Origin of the sequence: Ralstonia sp. 25mfcol4.1 (assembly GCF_900104095.1) — a bacterium.
Taxonomy (GTDB): Bacteria; Pseudomonadota; Gammaproteobacteria; order Burkholderiales; family Burkholderiaceae; genus Cupriavidus.
On the sequence record NZ_FNJO01000012.1, the window covers coordinates 85218 to 101004 of the forward strand.

Consider the following 15787-nt stretch of genomic DNA (forward strand, 5'->3'; position numbering starts at 1 on the left):
GTGAGCGGTGTGAGCGGTGTGAGCGGTGTGAGCGGTGTGAGCGGCGTGAGCGGTGTGAGCAGCGTGAGCAGCGCCCTGGCCCCGATCCGCCATGGCGGCAACCTGCTGGCCGCCGTGCGCCGCTACGGCCGTGCGGCCGAAGACTGGCTCGATTTGTCCACTGGCATCAATCCGGCCGGCTATCCGGTGCCCCCGCTGCCTGCCGACGCGTGGCAGCGGCTGCCGCAGGACGACGACGGCCTGGCGGAGATCGCCGCGCGGGCGTATGGCGCGCCGCACGCGCTGCCGGTGGCGGGATCGCAGGCGGCCATCCGCACGCTGCCCGCGTTGCTGCGAGCGGGCCGGGTGGGCATCGCCGCGCTGGGCTACAGCGAATATGCGCCCGCGTTCGCGCTGGCCGGCCACACGGTGGTGCCGCTCGACGAGCGGGACTTCGCCCGCGACGACCTGCCCGACGGGCTCGATCATCTGGTCGTCGTCAATCCGAACAATCCCACCGCACGGCTGCTCTCCCCCGATCGGCTGCTGCGCTGGCATGGGCAGTTGTCCACGCTGATCGTCGACGAAGCGTTCCTCGACAGCACCACGATGCCGTCACTGGCCGCGCACACCGGCCTGCCGGGACTTGTCGTGCTGCGCTCCATCGGCAAGTTCTACGGGCTGGCAGGCATGCGCTGCGGCTTCGTGCTGGCCGCCCCCGATCTGCTCGATGCCCTGTCGCGCCGGCTTGGACACTGGACTGTCTCCGGGCCGGCCCGCGCCGTGGCACGGCTGGCGCTGACCGATACCGCGTGGCAGGCCGCCACCCGCACGGCGTTGCAACAACAGGGCCAGCGCCTGGCGACGCTGCTGCGTGACCACGGGCTGACGCCGGTATCGCAGCCGCTGTTCAGCTGGGTGCCCGATGCCCGCGCGCCCGCCCTGCACGAGGCGCTCGCCCGGCAAGGTGTCTGGACGCGCCTGTTCGACGCCGCGGGCGGCTGCCCGGCCAGCCTGCGCCTGGGCCTGCCGCCCGATGCCGAGGACGCCTGGCAACGACTCGATGCGGCGCTGGGCGTGGCACGATCCGACCTGCAAGCCGGCGCCACTGACCACCCCCTCCTCACCGGATCCCGATGAAGGCCTCCCCGTTCCTGCTCGCCACGGCGCTGCTCGCCAGCCCCTGCGTCCACGCCGCCATCACCGTCACCGACGACGCCGGCCAGACCGTCACGCTGGCCCAGCCCGCGCGGCGCATCGTCTCGCTGGCCCCGCACGTGACCGAACTGATCTACGCGGCCGGCGGTGGCGATCGCATCGTCGGCACGGTCAGCTACAGCGACTACCCGCCGCCTGCGCGCGACATCCCGCGCGTGGGCGACAACAAGGCACTGGACCTGGAACGCATCGCCGCGCTCAAGCCCGACCTGATCGTGGTCTGGCGCCATGGCAACGCCCAGAAGCAGACCGACCGCCTGCGCGCGCTGGGCATGCCGCTGTTCTACAGCGAGCCGCGCCGCCTGGAATCGATACCGGAGAATCTTGAAAAGCTTGGCACGCTGATGGGGACGGAGGCCGTGGCCAATCGGGCCGCTGCCGATTTCCGCCAGCAGGCGAGCACGCTGCGCAAGACCTATGCCGATCGCCCGCCCGTGACGGTGTTCTATCAGGTGTGGCAGCAGCCGCTGATGACGCTGAATGGCCAGCATCTGGTCAGCGACCTGCTGACGCTGTGTGGCGGCCGCAACCTGTTCGCCAAGGAGTCGCCGCTGGTGCCCACGGTGTCGGTGGAGGCCGTGGTGGCCGGTAACCCGGAGGTCATGCTGACGGCCGGCATGGGCGCCACGCGCCCGGACAAGCCGCTGGCGGATTTTTCGACGTGGGAGAAGTGGAAACAGGTCACCGCCGTGGCGCGCAACAACCTGTTCATCATCGACGGCGATCTGGTCAACCGCGCGGGTCCGCGCGTGGTGCAGGGCGCGGCCGAAATCTGCAAGGATCTCGAACTCGCGCGCTCGCGGCGGGGGAAGTGACCAAGCCGATCGCCGGTTGAGCGGCCGGCCCTCTCCCCCAACCCTCTGCCGCGCAGGGGGGAGAGGGAGCAAACCCGGAAAGCGGTGTGGAAGCAGGCAGGCCGGCGATCAGCCCGTTACACGATTCCACCACCCCAGCCTCGGCGCGCCATCGCCCAGGCGGAACTTGCAGGTGGCGCCGAACCCGAGCGACCAGTGCAGCGTCTGCGCCAGTGTGATCCCCAGCCAATGGGCGGCCAGCATGCGCATCGGCCCGGCGTGAGTCACCACCCACAACCGCGTGTCCGATTCGACATCAAGCGCATCGGCCCATTCGGCCACGCGCGCCGAGACCTGCGCCGGGCTTTCGCCGCCATGGGGACGGGCGCCCATCAAATCGGCCGCCCACAGATCCAGCGCGTCGCGCGGAATCGCCGTCCAGGCCTGGCCTTCCCAGGCGCCGAAATCCATCTCGCGCAGGCGCGGCTCCACATCGGCCGCGGGCAGCCCCGGCAGGCAGGCCGCCAGTTGTGCGGCCGTGTCGCGGGCGCGCAGCGCCGGGCTGGTGACGATGCGATGCGGCGATGCCAGACCGGCCACGATCCGCGCCGGGTCGGGCGTGACGGGCGTCGTCAGCGCCAGATCCAGACTGCCGTAGCAGACGCCCGCCGCCACTTCGGGCTGCGCGTGGCGAATCAGTAGAACTTCCATGCCGCGGCCACCAGATAGATCGACAGCTCGGCAAGCTGTTGGGACATGCCCAGGCAATCGCCGGTATAGCCGCCGATGCGCCGCACGAAATAGGCCCCGAGCGCGGCGCGCAGGCCGGCCAGCACCAGCACGGTCACGATGGCGAACCACGGCGAGACCCACAGCAGCGGCAGCACGCCGCACGCCAGCGCGAAGACCAGGCTGCGGGTTTCCAGCCGCTGGGCCACCGGCTTGGCCTTGCCTTCGTGGCGCACGTAGTCGTGCGTGGCCAGGAACGTGATGGCCATGGCGCGGCTCGCCCCGTGACCCGCAACCAGCACCGCCAGCAACGTCATGCCGCCGTGGACTTCCCCGACGGACACCAGCAATTGCCACTTCAGCAGCAGCGCCACCACGATGGCGATGGCACCGAACGCGCCCACGCGGGAGTCGTGCATGATCCGCAGCACGTCCTCGGGCCGGTAGCCGCCGCCGAAGGCATCCACGCAGTCAGCCAGCCCATCCTCGTGGAACGCGCCCGTCAGCAGCAGCGTGGCGGCCATGCCCAGCACGATGGCCACCGACGGCGACCAGAGCTGCCACGCAAGGCCCGTCACCAATGCCCCCGCCACACCCACGAGCAGGCCCACCGCCGGAAAATAGCGTGCGGCGGCGTTCAGGTAGTGCGGCGCGAACCCCACCCACACCGCCACCCGCTGCGGCATGGGCACGCGCGTGAAGTAGCCTACGGCGGTCAGGAAGAAGCGGAGTTCGTCGGCCATGGCGTCTGCGCGGTCTAGGCGGAAGCGTTGCTGATGCCGGCGCCGCTGAACGTGGCCATCTCGCGCAGGAAGGCGACGGCCGACGCCACCAGCGGCCACGCCAGCGCGGCGCCTGTGCCTTCGCCCAGCCGCAGGTCCAGCGCCAGCAGCGGCTCGGCCTTGAACTCGGCCAGCAGCGCGCGGTGTCCCTGCTCGTGGGAGCAGTGCGAGAACACGCAGTACTGCAGCACGTTCGGGTCGATGCGCGCGGCCACCAGCAGCGCCGCCGACGCGATGAAGCCATCCACCAGGATCACCATGCGGCTGGCGGCGGCGGCCAGGTAGGCGCCGGTCATCGCCGCGATCTCGAAGCCGCCGAACGTGGCCAGCACGTCCAGCGGATCGGTGGCGTCCGGATGCCGCGCCAGCGCCTGCGCCAGAATCTCGCGCTTGCGCGCCACGCCGGCGTCGTCCAGCCCCGTGCCGCGCCCGGTGCAGGCTTCCAGCGGCAGGCCGGTCAGCCGGCTCATCACACAGGCCGCCGCCGAGGTATTGGCAATGCCCATCTCGCCAAACCCGATCACATTGGTGCCCTGCTGCGCGTGGCGCAGCACCCGCGCGATGCCGGTGTTGATCGCCGCGCCGGCTTCAGCCGGCATCATGGCCGGCTGCTCGACGAAATTGCGCGTGCCATTGGCCACGCGGCTGTTGACCAGCCCCGGCGACGCCGGCAGCGGCGCACGCACGCCCACGTCCACCACTTCGAGCACCATGCCATGCTGGCGCGTGAAGACGTTGATGGCGGCCCCGCCGTTCAGGAAGTTCAGCACCATCTGCGCGGTGACTTCGGCCGGGAAGGCGCTGACGCCGGCATCGGCCACGCCATGGTCGCCGGCGAATACGATGATCGCGGGCCGGTTCAGTTCGGGTACGGTTTCGCCACGGATCATGCCGATCTGCAGCGCCAGCGATTCGAGCCGGCCCAGCGACCCGGGCGGCTTGGTCTTGTCGTCGATGGCCGCCTGGAGCGTGCCGCGCAGCGATTCGTCAAGCGGCGCGATCGGCGGCAGGGTCAGCGCAAAGTCGGAAATATGGGTCATCAATCTTCTTTCGATCCTCGGAGCACGCCAGCCAGGCGAAGCGAAGCGTTTCGGGCTGGCGTTTTCCTACATTTCTACGCCACGCTGGGCCTTGATGCCCTGCTGGAACGCGTGTTTGACGGGCGTCATGTCGGTCACCGTGTCGGCCGCTTCCACCAGTGCAGGCGGCGCGCCGCGACCCGTGATCACCACGTGCTGCATCGCAGGGCGCGCGCGCAGGTCGGCAATCACGGTCTCGACATCAAGATAGTGCAACTTCAGCGCAATGTTCAGTTCATCGAACAGCACCAGGCCGATCGACGGGTCGCGCAGCATGCGGCGGGCCACCTCCCACGCGGCCTCGGCCTTGGCCACGTCGCGTGCGCGGTCCTGGGTTTCCCAGGTGTAGCCCTCGCCCATCACGTGGAATTCGCATTGGTCCGGAAAGCGCCGCAGGAACATTTCCTCGCCGCTCGGGATGGCACCCTTGATGAACTGGACCACGCCCGTGCGCATGCCGTGCCCCATCGCGCGCACCACCATGCCGAAGCCCGAGCTCGACTTGCCCTTGCCGTTGCCGGTGGTGATGACGATCACACCGCGCTCGGTCTGGGCGGCGGCAATCTTGGCATCGACCACCTCCTTCTTGCGGACCATGCGGTTCTTGTGGCGCTCGTCGCGGCCGTCGTCGGGCTGGCTGGGGTGTTCGGTATCGCTCATGGTGTCTTTCCGTCGGGGATCAGCGCGGTATGGATGCCGTCGCTGATGCTGATAATGGGGGTGCGTAGTGCGCGCGAGCACTGCGCGGGCGTGAGGACGTCGTGCACCGGGCCGTGCAGCGCGACGCCGTCTTCGGCCATCAGCAGCGCATGGGTGGCATGCCGGCGCGCGAGCGTCAGGTCGTGCAGGATCACCACGGCGGCGTGGCGGCCGGCACTGGTCAGGCGGCGCAGCAGGTCCAGCACCAGGATCTGGTGGCGCAGGTCCAGGTGCGAGACCGGTTCGTCCAGCATCAGCAGCGGCGCCTGCTGGGCCAGCACCGCGGCCAGCGACACGCGCTGGCGCTCGCCGCCGGACAGCGTCAGCACATCGCGCGCGGCCAGGGCATCGAGATCGCACTGGGCCATCACGTCGCGTACCACGCGGTCGTCGTCGCGCTTGCCCCAGCCCCAGCCGCTCATGTGCGGATGACGGCCGATGCGCACCGCATCCTCCGCCACCATCGAGAACGTGTCATGCACGGCCTGCGGCAGGTAGGCGCGCTGACGGGCCAGCGTGGCCGGCGCCACCTGCGTGGCAGCCACGCCATCGATTTCCACGGCCCCGCCATCGGGCGCGCGCAAGCCGGCCAGCACGCCCATCAGCGTGGATTTGCCCACGCCGTTCGGGCCCACGACGCACCAGAGCTGGCCCGCCTGGATGGACAGCGACAGGCCATCGACCAGCACGCGCTGGCCCACCCGCAGGCGCACGTCGCGCAGCGACAGGACCGGACACGGGGCCAGCGGCTCGAACCATGCGTTCATCGCGGCCTCCGCAGCAGCAGGTAAAGGAAAGTTGGCACGCCCAGCAGCGCGGTGATGACACCCACCGGCAACTGCGCCGGCGCGATCACGGTGCGGGCGATCAGGTCGGCTGCCATCAGCAGCGTGCCGCCCAGCAGCACCGACGCCGGCAGCAGTTGGCGCTGGTCGTTGCCCCACGCCAGCCGCACCATGTGCGGCACCACCAGCCCCACAAAGCCGATGGACCCGGCCGTGGTGATGGCGGCGGCGATGGAAAACGAGGCAATCAGGAAGGTGGCCAGCCTGACGCGACCCACGCGCACGCCCAGCGACTGCGCCACGGTCTCACCAAGCAGCATCACGTTCAGCGCCCGCGCCATCGGCATGGCCAGCCCCAGCGCCACGACCAGCGTGGCCAGCGCCCAGCCGTAGCTGGCGGTGCCGCCCAGGTCACCGGTCAGCCAGAACAGCATGCCGCGCAGCCGCGATTCCGGCGCGATGGCCAGGATCAGCGTGATCAGCGCGCCCCAGCCGGCCGCCAGGATCACGCCGGTCAGCAGCAACCGCGCCCCGGCCTCGTGGTGGCCGCCCTGCACTTGCGGATGCAGCAGGTCGCGCCGCGCCAGCGTGGCCACCAGCAGCATCGAACAGAGCGCGCCGCCCGCCGCGCCGGTCTGGACGACCCACAGCGGCAGCGACAGCAGCATCGCCAGCAGCGCGCCCGTGGACGCCCCGCCGGACACGCCCAGCACATAGGGCTCGGCCAGCGGATTGCGCAGCAGCACCTGCATCAGCGCGCCGGACAGCGCCAGCAGCCCGCCGCAGGCAAACGCCGCCGCCGCGCGCGGCAGCCGCAGTTCACGCACGATGGCGCCGGCCGTGCCGGTATCGGCGCCGGTCAGCGCCTGCCAGACCTGCGCGATGTCCAGCGCGACGCTGCCGGCCGCCAGCGACAGCGCGAACACCGCCGTCCCGGCCACGGCCAGGACGGTCCAGACGGTCAGCGCGCGGCGCAGTTCGGTCATGACGTGACGTCAGGCCCTACTTCTGGCGCCAGCCGAGCGTGATGAATCCGGCGCGGCCCTGCGTGTTGTAGGGCCAGGCAAGCTGGTAGTTCTTGTCGAACAGGTTTTCCACACGGGCAGCCACGAACCATTGCTTGTCGATGTTGTAGCGGGCATTGAGGTTGACGATACCGTATCCGCCCAGGACGCGCCCGCTGTTGTCGAGCCGCTCCGACGACAGCAGCCATTCGCCACCAAAGCGCCAGTTGCCGAAGTTGCGGCCCACGTCGAACGATGCATGGCGTCGCGCCCGGCGCAGCAGCTGGGTGTTGCTGCTCTCGTCCACCGGGTTCTGGAAGGTCACGGCGGCGCCCAGGTCGGTCCCCCAGATCGTGGCGCGCCATGAGGCCTCGATGCCCTGCACCTTGGCCTTGTTGACATTCTGCGCCAGGAACACGCCACTGCCCACGGCGGTCGACACGATCAGGTCGTCATAGCGGGTTTCGAACGCGGTCACGCGCAGCAGGCCGGCGCTGGCCGTATCGACCTGCACACCTGCCTCGGCGGACTTGGCGCGCTCGGGTTTGAGGTTCGGCTGGCCGAAGCCTGGGTAGTACAGCTCGTTGAAGGTCGGCGCGCGGAACGCATTGCTGACGTTGGCGATCAGCTTGACCTGATCGGTCACGTTGAAGCCATAGCCCGCAAAGAAGCTGCCCTGGTTGCCGAAGTCGGAATAGTGGTCGTTGCGGGCGTTCAGTTGCAGCTGGTTCCGGCCGATCCGGCCTTCATAGCCGCCGTATACCGAAAACACGTTGCGCGACGGCGCGTTGTACGAACTCGACGCCAGCGTCTGCTGCAGCCAGTCGGTGCCGAACAGCAGCTTGTGGTCGGGCGTCAGCGCGTATTCGTTCTGCCAGTTGAACTGGCGGTTGCGCGTGCTGAACAGGCTGTCGAACAGGCCATTCTTCGTGCCTTCGCTGCGGTCTTCGCTCTGCGCGATCTTGAAATGCGTGGTCCAGGCCGAGGTCACCTTGCCGTTGACGAACGCCGACAGCGTGTAGAGCTCGCTGTTCATGCGGAAATCGTCGGTCGGCTTGCCGCTGGTGCTGTCGTACGACAGGTCGCTCTTCGAGTAGTACGCGGCGAAGCCGGCGTCCCAGTCGGCCGTGAACTTGTGACGGATCTGGCCCGACACGCTCTTGTTCTCGTACGGGTTGTCGCCGGGGTTCGGGCCGTTGCCGCGCCGGACTGCCGCGGCATTGGCGGCGGCCCACTGGTTATAGTTGATCGACGAAAATCCGTCGGTCTTGAAGATCGATCCGGTCAGGTTGAACGACGTATCGCCAATCTGGCCGCCGTAACCCACGGTGCCCTGGCGCGTGTTGTTGCTGCCGTACTCCACCTGCGCATTGGCTGCCGGTGCCTGGCCGGCACCATTCTTGGTGAAGATCTGCACCACGCCGCCGATCGCGTCCGACCCGTACAGCGCCGACACGTTGCCGCGTACCACCTCGATATGGTCGATCTGGTCGGGCAGGATGTTCGCCAGCTGGGCCGTGCCGCCGCTGACGCCGGCCACGCGCACGCCATCGATCAGGATCAGTACCTGGTTGGAATTGGCGCCGCGCATGAACAGCGACGTATTGGCGCCCATGCCGCCGTTGGCGGCGAATTCGACACCGGCCTGGCCGCGCAGCAGCGAGCGCAGGTCGGGCGCCTGCGAATTGACGATGTCCTCCTGGGTCACCACCGTCGTGTGCGGCAACGCCTCGGTCACACGCTGCGCGGTGCGCGAGGCGGTGACCACCACGGGTGCCAGCGACCGGGGCTGGGCCGCCGGCTGCGCGGCAGGTGCGGCCGATGTGGCATCGGCGGGTGCGGCAGGCGCGACGGGAGCCGCCTCGGCGGGCGCCTGCTGGGCAAACGCCGGGATATGGGATGCGGAAAGAACGGCAATGGCCGCCATGATGGCGGGCACGGACGGGCGAACCGGCGGCTTCACCGCGACGGTCGACCTGGATAGCGTGGAACGCATGAGCAGGATGGATGAGAACGGCCGGGCCCGTTCCCCCGCGGACCTGATGGCGAATGGGCGTGCCGCATGGGGTGCGGACGCCCGCGTTCTTCAGGCCGGTATCCGGGCTGACGACATCAGGCAGGCCGCCTTCCCGATGGGCTCGCCGCAACCTCCGGCGAGTCCGTATCAGTGGCCTTGGCCCGCCCTGCGAACGACGCTTGGCGTGTTCGCGGTCGCTTACCGTTGCGGGGGCAGCACAGGTTGGCCTGCCCCGCTCGCGTCCAGCCTGGCCGATCCAAGTCGTCCCGGGCTGGCGGGCGGTACCCGGCTCCCTGTTTCCCGTTGAACTGCAGCCCCTGCGTAAGGGAGGCCGCGAGCACCTGGAACGTGCGCGAGTGTAGGGAGTTTCAAAGTTGGCGTCAATGCGAGGGGTCAAGTTGCCGATATCCGTGATTGACACGCGAAATCGCGCCATTCGCCGCAGATCGGTGCAACTTCCGTGCGGCAGCCAAGTCTCACCGGGCGCGTTGGCGGTAGCCCCCGCGCGTGCATCGGCTAGAATCCCCAAACCTGACCCTTACTCCTACCGGACACGACAGGCACTATGCTCAACGAACTCGAACAACTGGCCGCCAAGATCGGGCGCGTGCTGCATCATGCGGACACCCTGGCGGCGGAAAACCAGCGGCTGCGCGCGGAGATCGACCGCCTGCAGGCCGAGGCGAGCACGTTGCGCGCGGACCGCGAAGCCATGGCGGCCGACCGCGAGCTGCTCAACATCAAGATCGAGGAAGCGCAGCTGCGCATCCAGTCCATCCTGGACAAGCTGCCCACCGCCAGTGACGCGCGCCAGCTCGACCTGCTCGGCGAAGGCCAGGCCCGCGCCGCATCGGAAGGTTCGCAGCAAGCCCCCGGAGAACACGCATGAGCAACAAGCAAGTGGAACTGAATATCGCAGGCCAGCCCTACCGTTTCGCGATCTCGCCGGAGAACGAGGCCGCGCTGCTGGAAGCGGCCGCGCTGGTCGACGACAAGATGAACAAGCTCAAGGGCAGTGTGTCGGCCAAGGGCGTGGAACGCGTGGCCGTGATGGCCGCCATCAGCATTGCGTCAGACCTGCTGGCGATCCGCCGCAAGCAGGAAGAGGACGGCACGATTCCGGTGGACGCGGTGCGCGCGCGCATTCGCGAACTGAACGAGCGCGCCGACGAGGCGCTGCGCCAGTACGCGCACGTGGGCACGCGCTGAGCCGCTGAAAAAACCCTGACGGCAACACTTGAATTGCGCGGCTTCGGCCAGATATGGCGTCCATGTGAAGCCGGTGCCGCGCCCGGCCGCATGATGTGCATGGATATGCCGGTCGTTGTGGAAAATGTAACGCCTCGACGTATCCGGCTTGGTATCACTGACGTCGCGGTGTATAGTGGAGCCACTGCGCGGCGAGACTGACCGACGCAGTTGGATGGTCGGGTTATCGGGCCTGGCCGCCGTTTCCATCCCATCCTAGTTTGAAACGGCAAACGTCTGACATCCCAAGCGTGTTGCACGCACAGGAACCCAAGTCAGACGTTTGACAGTTTCCCTGCCTGGTTCGTGAGGGTCATAAACTCCTTGAACCGATATGCATTGCATGGTGCGGGATCATGTCGTGTGGGCGAGCGCGTTACCGCATTCAAAGTCCTGGCTTCGGTCCGGACTCCCTGAGTGGGCGATGTACCCGAAATACGACTTCCGCAGCCACTCTGAACCTCACTTGGGTTCAGGATGCCGACCCAGCGGCCGAGGCGGGGACCCCCTTCAAGTGGTGAAGAGGCGGTGGTTTCAATGAACCACCGCCTTTTTCATTTCAACTCCTGACCTGTCACTGATCCATGGCCGACGAGCGTGCCCGCCAGTACTGGCTGATGAAGTCCGAACCGGACGAAGCCAGCATCGACGATCTGGCCCGTGAAGGCACGCTGCCATGGACCGGCGTGCGCAACTACCAGGCGCGCAACTTCATGCGCGACCAGATGCGCATTGGTGACGGCGTACTGTTCTATCACTCCTCGTGCCCTGAACCGGGCATCGCCGGCATTGCCGAAGTCTGCTCGCAGCCCTACCCCGATCCCACGCAGTTCGATCCCAACAGCGACTACTACGACCGCGCGTCGAAGCAGGACGAGCCGCGCTGGTCGCTAGTGGACGTGCGCTTCGTCAAGAAGAGCGCGCTGATCCCGCTGCCGGCGTTGCGCGAGCATGACGCACTGGCCGACATGGTCGTGCTGCGCAAGGGCAACCGGCTGTCGATCACGCCAGTCACACCGGCCGAATGGCGCTTCATCACCGGAAAGCTGATGAAGTAGCATCTGCGACCGCAGCCTTCTGGCCGCGCCGCATTTTTTTCACTCGCCTTAACCCCGATCCGGCCGCCCGGCCGTTAGAGCGTTCATGCAGGAGCCCGCATGGAACGAAATGCAAGGCTTCGCATCTGATAGCCATCACATTGATCGGAGAACAATATGAAGAAATTGCTGGTCGCCTCGCTGCTGGGCACTGCCGCCGCCGTGGCCTCGGCGCAGACCGTTGCCGTGCCGCAGCCTTCGGGTGTGCTGTCGTTGTCCGCCGAAGCCGTGACCGAAGTGCCGACCGACGTGGTCACGCTGGTCCTGGCCGCCGAGCAGGAAGGCCCCGAGCCTTCCGCCATCTCGAACGCGCTGTCTTCGCGCACCCAGGCGGCACTGGCGCAGGCCAGGCGCGTGTCGGGCGTGGAAGCGCAGTCCGGCGGCTTCACGATTCATCCGAATACCGACCGCAACGGCAAGATCAGCACGTGGCGCGGCCGTTCGGAGATCATCCTCAAGTCGAAGGACTTCGCCGCCGTGTCGAAGCTGGCTGGCGAACTGGCCAACCAGATGCAGGTGCAGAACGTCGGCTTCTCGCTGTCGCGCGAGGCCCGGCGCGCCGCCGAGCAGAAACTGGCCGACCAGGCCGTGGCGGCATTCCGCGACAAGGCGCAGGCCACGACGAAGCTGTTCGGCTTCAGCAGCTTCACGATCCGTGAAGTCTCGGTCAATGAGTCGGGCGGCGTGATGCCGCCGGTGCCGCGCATGTACGCGGCCAAGGCCATGTCGGCCGATGCCGGCGCGCCGATTCCGGTGGAAGGCGGCAAGACACAGGTGACCGTGTCGGTCAACGGGTCGGTGCAGATGGTGAAGTAATCGACAATCCAACAAGAAAACAGGAAAAAGCCCCGCTCATATTTTCATGGGGCGGGGCTTTTTCTCGGATGGCTTCGGATTACAGCGCCGCGAACTGCTGGCGCAGCACGTTCTTCTGCACCTTGCCCATCGTGTTACGTGGCAGTTCGTCCACCACGTGCACGCGCTTGGGCACCTTGAAGTTGGCGATGCGGCCCTTGAGCGTGCCGATCATGCCGGCCTCGTCGATATCCGCGCCGGGTTTGCGCACCACCACGGCCACCACGGCCTCGCCGAAATCGGCATGGGGCACGCCGATCACAGCCGATTCCACCACACCGGGCATCTCGTCGATAAAGCTCTCGATTTCCTTCGGGTAGACGTTGTAGCCGCCCGAGATGATCAGGTCCTTGCTGCGGCCGACGATCGTCAGGTAGTTGTCCGGCACCTTGCGTTCGCCAGCCTGGCTGACGATGGCACCCCCGAAGCGGCCCACGTCGCCGGTCCTGAACCAGCCATCGGCGGTGAATTCCTCGGCGGTCTTTTCCGGCATGCGCCAGTAGCCCTTGAACACGTTGGGGCCCTGAACCTCGACATTGCCGATCATGCCCGGACGGCACAGGTTGCCCTCGCCGTCCATCACGCGCACCGAGACGCCCGGCAGCGGCATCCCCACGGTGCCGCCGATGCGGTCACCCAGCGCGGTGTCGTACGGGTTCGAGACCAGCATCACGGTTTCGCTCATGCCGTAGCGTTCCAGGATCGTATGGCCGGTACGCTCGCGGAAGGCGTCGAACGTTTCCAGCAGCAGCGGCGCCGATCCCGACACGAACAGGCGCATGTTCTTGCAGAGTTCCTTGTCGAAACGCGACTCCTGCACCATGCGCACGTAGTAGGTCGGCACGCCCATCATCACCGTGCAGCGCGGGATGAATTTCAGGATCTGGCCCATGTCGAGTCTGGGCGCCCAGATCATCTTCGCACCGGCCAGCAGCGCGCCGTGCGACGCCACGAACAGTCCGTGGACGTGGAAGATCGGCAGCATGTGCAGCAGCACGTCGTCGCTGCGCCAGCCCCAGTATTCGTTCAGCGTCAGCGCGTTCGATGCCAGGTTGCGATGCGTCAGCATCGCGCCCTTGCTGCGGCCGGTGGTGCCCGACGTGTACAGGATGGCCGCCAGATCGTCGTCCGCGCGGTGCACGGTCTCGAAGGTATCCGGCTGCGCCGCCGCGCGCTGCAGCAGCGACCCGGTACGGTCGTCGTCGAGCGTGAACACGTGTGCCGTGTTGTGCGCAAACGCCACCTTCGATACCCAGCCGAAGTTGCTGCTGCTGCAGACCACCACCGCCGGTTCGGCATTGCCGACGAAATAATCGATTTCGGCTTCCTGGTACGCGGTGTTCAGCGGCAGGTACACATAGCCCGCCCGCAGCGTGGCCAGATACAGGAACAGCGCCTCCGGCGACTTTTCCACCTGTACGGCCACGCGCGCGCCAGCCGGCAGCTTCAGGGCGGTCAGCAGGTTGGCAAGCTTGGCCGTGGCGCGGTCCAGGTCGTCCCACGTGTAGTACAGGCCGTCATGCGTTTCGATGCAGCAGGCGCTGCGGTCGGCAGGAAAACGGGATTCGAACAGGGCGAACAGATTGGCGTTCATGGTACTGAGCAAAAGGGAATGGCATGCCCGGGGATGGCGGTCGGGTGCGCCGGGACAGCCGGCCATGATAGCCGGCCGGCCGACATATTACTCCCCGGTGAAATCCGGAGGCCGGTGCGCCAGGAAGGCGGCAACGCCCTCGGCGTGGTCGCGGCTGCCGGCGTAGGCAAAGTGGGCGTCCAGTTCCGCGGCGGTCAGCGGCGCCGGCGCCGGCGACAGGCGGCGGATGGTTGCCTTGTTGATGCGCGCGGCCAGCGGCGCCCCTACGCAGAGACGCTGCACCGTGGCGGCCACCTCGTCGTGCAGGGCGGCTTCCGGCACCACGCGCGTCAGCAGCCCCTTGGCGGCGGCCTCGGCGGCGTCGAACACGCGGCCTTCCAGCAGGATTTCCAGCGTCACGGCACGCCCTGCCAGGGCCAGCAGGCCCTGCAGTTCGCCGGGCGCCATCGGAAACCCCAGCCGGTTGATCGGCACACCGAAGCGGCTGCCCGCCGCAGCGACGCGCAGGTCACAGTTGCACGCGATTTCCAGCCCCCCGCCCACGCAGACGCCTTCGATGGCCGCCAGCGTCGGCAAGGGACATTCGGCGATGGCCCGCAACGCCGGCGCAATGATTGCCGTGTGATAGCGACGCACCGCGGCCTCGTCGCCCCGCACCACCGGAAATTCGGCGATGTCCGCCCCGGCGGCGAAGTTCCCGTCGGCGCCGCGCACAACCACGCAGCGCGGCGAACGGGCGGCCGCGCTGGCCACCTCGGCCGCCAGGGCGTCAAACCCGGTGGCCAGCGCCTGCCACATGCCGGCCGATATCGCGTTGAGCTTGCCCGGATGCGACAGCGTGACGGTGACCACGTGGCCGTCGCGTGCGAACGTGACAGTGCCGCCCATCAGTCGATCTTGGCGCCCGAACGCTGCACCACCTCGGCCCATCGCTTGATCTCGGCGCGCTGGAACTGCGCGAACTGTTCCTGCGTGAACTGCGGGATGTCCGAACCGTTCTGCAGCCAGATGGCCTTCATCTCGGGGCTGTTCAGCGCCTTGGTGGTCTCGGCGTAGAGCTTGTCGACGATCTCCTTCGGCGTGCCCTTGGGCGCCCACAGCGCGTACCATGTGGACACCTCGTAGTTCGGCACACCCGCCTCGGCGGCCGTCGGCACGTTCGGGAACGCCGCCGAGCGCGTCTTCGAGGCCACGGCCAGGGCCTTGATGCGGCCCGCGCGAATATGTTGCGCCGATGAGCCAAGGCCGTCGAACATCAGATCCACCTGCCCGGCGATCAGGTCGGACAGCGCCGGGCCGGCGCCCTTGTACGGCACGTGCGCCAGGTCGGTCTGGGTCTGCAGCTTGAACAGCTCGCCCGCCAGATGGTGCGCCGAGCCGTTACCTGCCGATGCGTAGTTGAGCTGGCCCGGATGCGCCTTGGCATAGGCGATCAGATCCTTCAGCGTGTTGGCCTGCACCTTCGACGGATTCACCACGATCACCTGCGGCGGCTGGGCGATCACCGTGATCGGCACGAAATCCTTCTCGATGTCGTAGTCGAGCTTCTTGTAGAACGACGGCGCGATGGCGTGGTGCGCACCGCCGATGAAGACCGTGTAGCCGTCCGGCGCGGCCTTGGCCGCGAGGCTGGCGCCCACCGTGCCGCCGGCGCCGCCGCGGTTGTCGATCACGAACTGCTTGCCGAGCTGCTTCGAAAGCTGCGCGGTCAACGGACGCGCGAACGCGTCGGTGCCACCGCCGGCCGGGAACGGCACGATCACGGTGACGGGCTTGTTCGGCCACGGATCCGCGGCCTGCGCGGCCGGCGCATAAAGGCTTGCCCCGATGCCGGCCACCAGGCCGGCGATTGCAAAGACGCGTGCGAACGCGGTCAGTTTGCGCTGACGACTCATGTACTGTCTCCT

16 protein-coding genes, 1 other RNA gene and 1 riboswitch are annotated in these 15787 nt (G+C 67.8%); of the genes, 7 read left to right on the forward strand and 10 right to left on the reverse strand.

Annotated features, from left to right (window positions below; genetic code table 11):
* The first annotated feature begins 63 nt into the window (after positions 1–63).
* A complete protein-coding gene (gene cobD, locus BLQ58_RS20510) occupies positions 64–1119 on the forward strand; it encodes a threonine-phosphate decarboxylase CobD (RefSeq protein WP_092601791.1) in 1056 nt (351 codons plus the stop codon).
* A complete protein-coding gene (locus tag BLQ58_RS20515) occupies positions 1116–2012 on the forward strand; it encodes a cobalamin-binding protein (protein ID WP_092601629.1) in 897 nt (298 codons plus the stop codon). Before cobD ends, BLQ58_RS20515 begins: the two co-directional genes overlap by 4 nt.
* A gap of 108 nt (positions 2013–2120) precedes the next feature.
* On the opposite strand, the gene cobC is transcribed toward BLQ58_RS20515, so the two are convergent.
* The 7 genes from cobC to BLQ58_RS20550 form a co-directional block, all read right to left on the reverse strand.
* Positions 2121–2702, reverse strand: coding sequence for an alpha-ribazole phosphatase family protein (gene cobC, locus BLQ58_RS20520; RefSeq protein ID WP_092601631.1), 582 nt, complete (start codon positions 2700–2702; stop codon positions 2121–2123).
* Positions 2687–3463 carry an adenosylcobinamide-GDP ribazoletransferase gene (locus BLQ58_RS20525; protein ID WP_092601633.1) on the reverse strand — a complete coding sequence of 259 codons (777 nt, stop codon included), beginning with the start codon at positions 3461–3463 and terminating at the stop codon, positions 2687–2689. The genes cobC and BLQ58_RS20525 overlap by 16 nt, the downstream gene beginning before the upstream one ends.
* A 14-nt stretch (positions 3464–3477) precedes the next feature.
* The gene (cobT, locus tag BLQ58_RS20530) at positions 3478–4542 is read right to left on the reverse strand and encodes a nicotinate-nucleotide--dimethylbenzimidazole phosphoribosyltransferase (RefSeq protein WP_254776033.1); all 1065 of its coding nucleotides are present in this window, start codon (positions 4540–4542) and stop codon (positions 3478–3480) included.
* 66 nt (positions 4543–4608) lie between these two features.
* The gene (gene cobO / locus BLQ58_RS20535) at positions 4609–5241 is read right to left on the reverse strand and encodes a cob(I)yrinic acid a,c-diamide adenosyltransferase (protein ID WP_092601638.1); all 633 of its coding nucleotides are present in this window, start codon (positions 5239–5241) and stop codon (positions 4609–4611) included.
* Entirely contained in the window at positions 5238–6047 is an 810-nt protein-coding gene (locus BLQ58_RS20540; protein ID WP_092601640.1) for an ABC transporter ATP-binding protein, read from the reverse strand. Before BLQ58_RS20540 ends, cobO begins: the two co-directional genes overlap by 4 nt.
* Positions 6044–7051, reverse strand: coding sequence for a FecCD family ABC transporter permease (locus BLQ58_RS20545; RefSeq protein ID WP_092601642.1), 1008 nt, complete (start codon positions 7049–7051; stop codon positions 6044–6046). Before BLQ58_RS20545 ends, BLQ58_RS20540 begins: the two co-directional genes overlap by 4 nt.
* 16 nt (positions 7052–7067) lie before the next feature.
* Positions 7068–9065, reverse strand: a complete 1998-nt coding sequence (locus BLQ58_RS20550) for a TonB-dependent receptor plug domain-containing protein (protein ID WP_092601644.1) — start codon at positions 9063–9065, stop codon at positions 7068–7070.
* A gap of 75 nt (positions 9066–9140) precedes the next feature.
* Positions 9141–9446: riboswitch (cobalamin riboswitch) on the reverse strand.
* 205 nt (positions 9447–9651) lie between these two features.
* On the opposite strand from BLQ58_RS20550, the gene BLQ58_RS20555 reads away from it, so the two are divergent.
* The 5 genes from BLQ58_RS20555 (at position 9652) to BLQ58_RS20575 (ending at position 12247) form a co-directional block, all read left to right on the forward strand.
* Positions 9652–9975: a hypothetical protein gene (locus BLQ58_RS20555; RefSeq protein WP_092601646.1), complete on the forward strand. Its 324-nt coding sequence runs from the start codon at positions 9652–9654 to the stop codon at positions 9973–9975.
* On the forward strand, positions 9972–10295 hold the full coding sequence (locus BLQ58_RS20560) for a cell division protein ZapA (RefSeq protein WP_092601648.1): 324 nt from the start codon (positions 9972–9974) through the stop codon (positions 10293–10295). Before BLQ58_RS20555 ends, BLQ58_RS20560 begins: the two co-directional genes overlap by 4 nt.
* A 328-nt stretch (positions 10296–10623) precedes the next feature.
* Positions 10624–10842, forward strand: a non-coding RNA gene (gene ssrS, locus BLQ58_RS20565) — 6S RNA.
* Positions 10843–10918: 76 nt separating this feature from the next.
* Positions 10919–11392: an EVE domain-containing protein gene (locus tag BLQ58_RS20570; protein WP_092601650.1), complete on the forward strand. Its 474-nt coding sequence runs from the start codon at positions 10919–10921 to the stop codon at positions 11390–11392.
* Between the two features lie 156 nt (positions 11393–11548).
* Positions 11549–12247, forward strand: a complete 699-nt coding sequence (locus BLQ58_RS20575; protein ID WP_092601652.1) for an SIMPL domain-containing protein — start codon at positions 11549–11551, stop codon at positions 12245–12247.
* A gap of 79 nt (positions 12248–12326) precedes the next feature.
* On the opposite strand, the gene BLQ58_RS20580 is transcribed toward BLQ58_RS20575, so the two are convergent.
* The 3 genes from BLQ58_RS20580 to BLQ58_RS20590 form a co-directional block, all read right to left on the reverse strand.
* Positions 12327–13880, reverse strand: a complete 1554-nt coding sequence (locus BLQ58_RS20580; protein WP_092601654.1) for a malonate--CoA ligase — start codon at positions 13878–13880, stop codon at positions 12327–12329.
* An 87-nt stretch (positions 13881–13967) separates the two neighbouring features.
* Positions 13968–14768 (reverse strand): enoyl-CoA hydratase/isomerase family protein, encoded by an 801-nt coding sequence (locus tag BLQ58_RS20585; protein ID WP_092601656.1) that lies wholly within the window; start codon positions 14766–14768, stop codon positions 13968–13970.
* Complete coding sequence (locus BLQ58_RS20590; protein ID WP_092601658.1) at positions 14768–15775, reverse strand: Bug family tripartite tricarboxylate transporter substrate binding protein; 1008 nt, start codon at positions 15773–15775, stop codon at positions 14768–14770. The genes BLQ58_RS20585 and BLQ58_RS20590 overlap by 1 nt, the downstream gene beginning before the upstream one ends.
* Between the last annotated feature and the right edge of the window lie 12 nt (positions 15776–15787).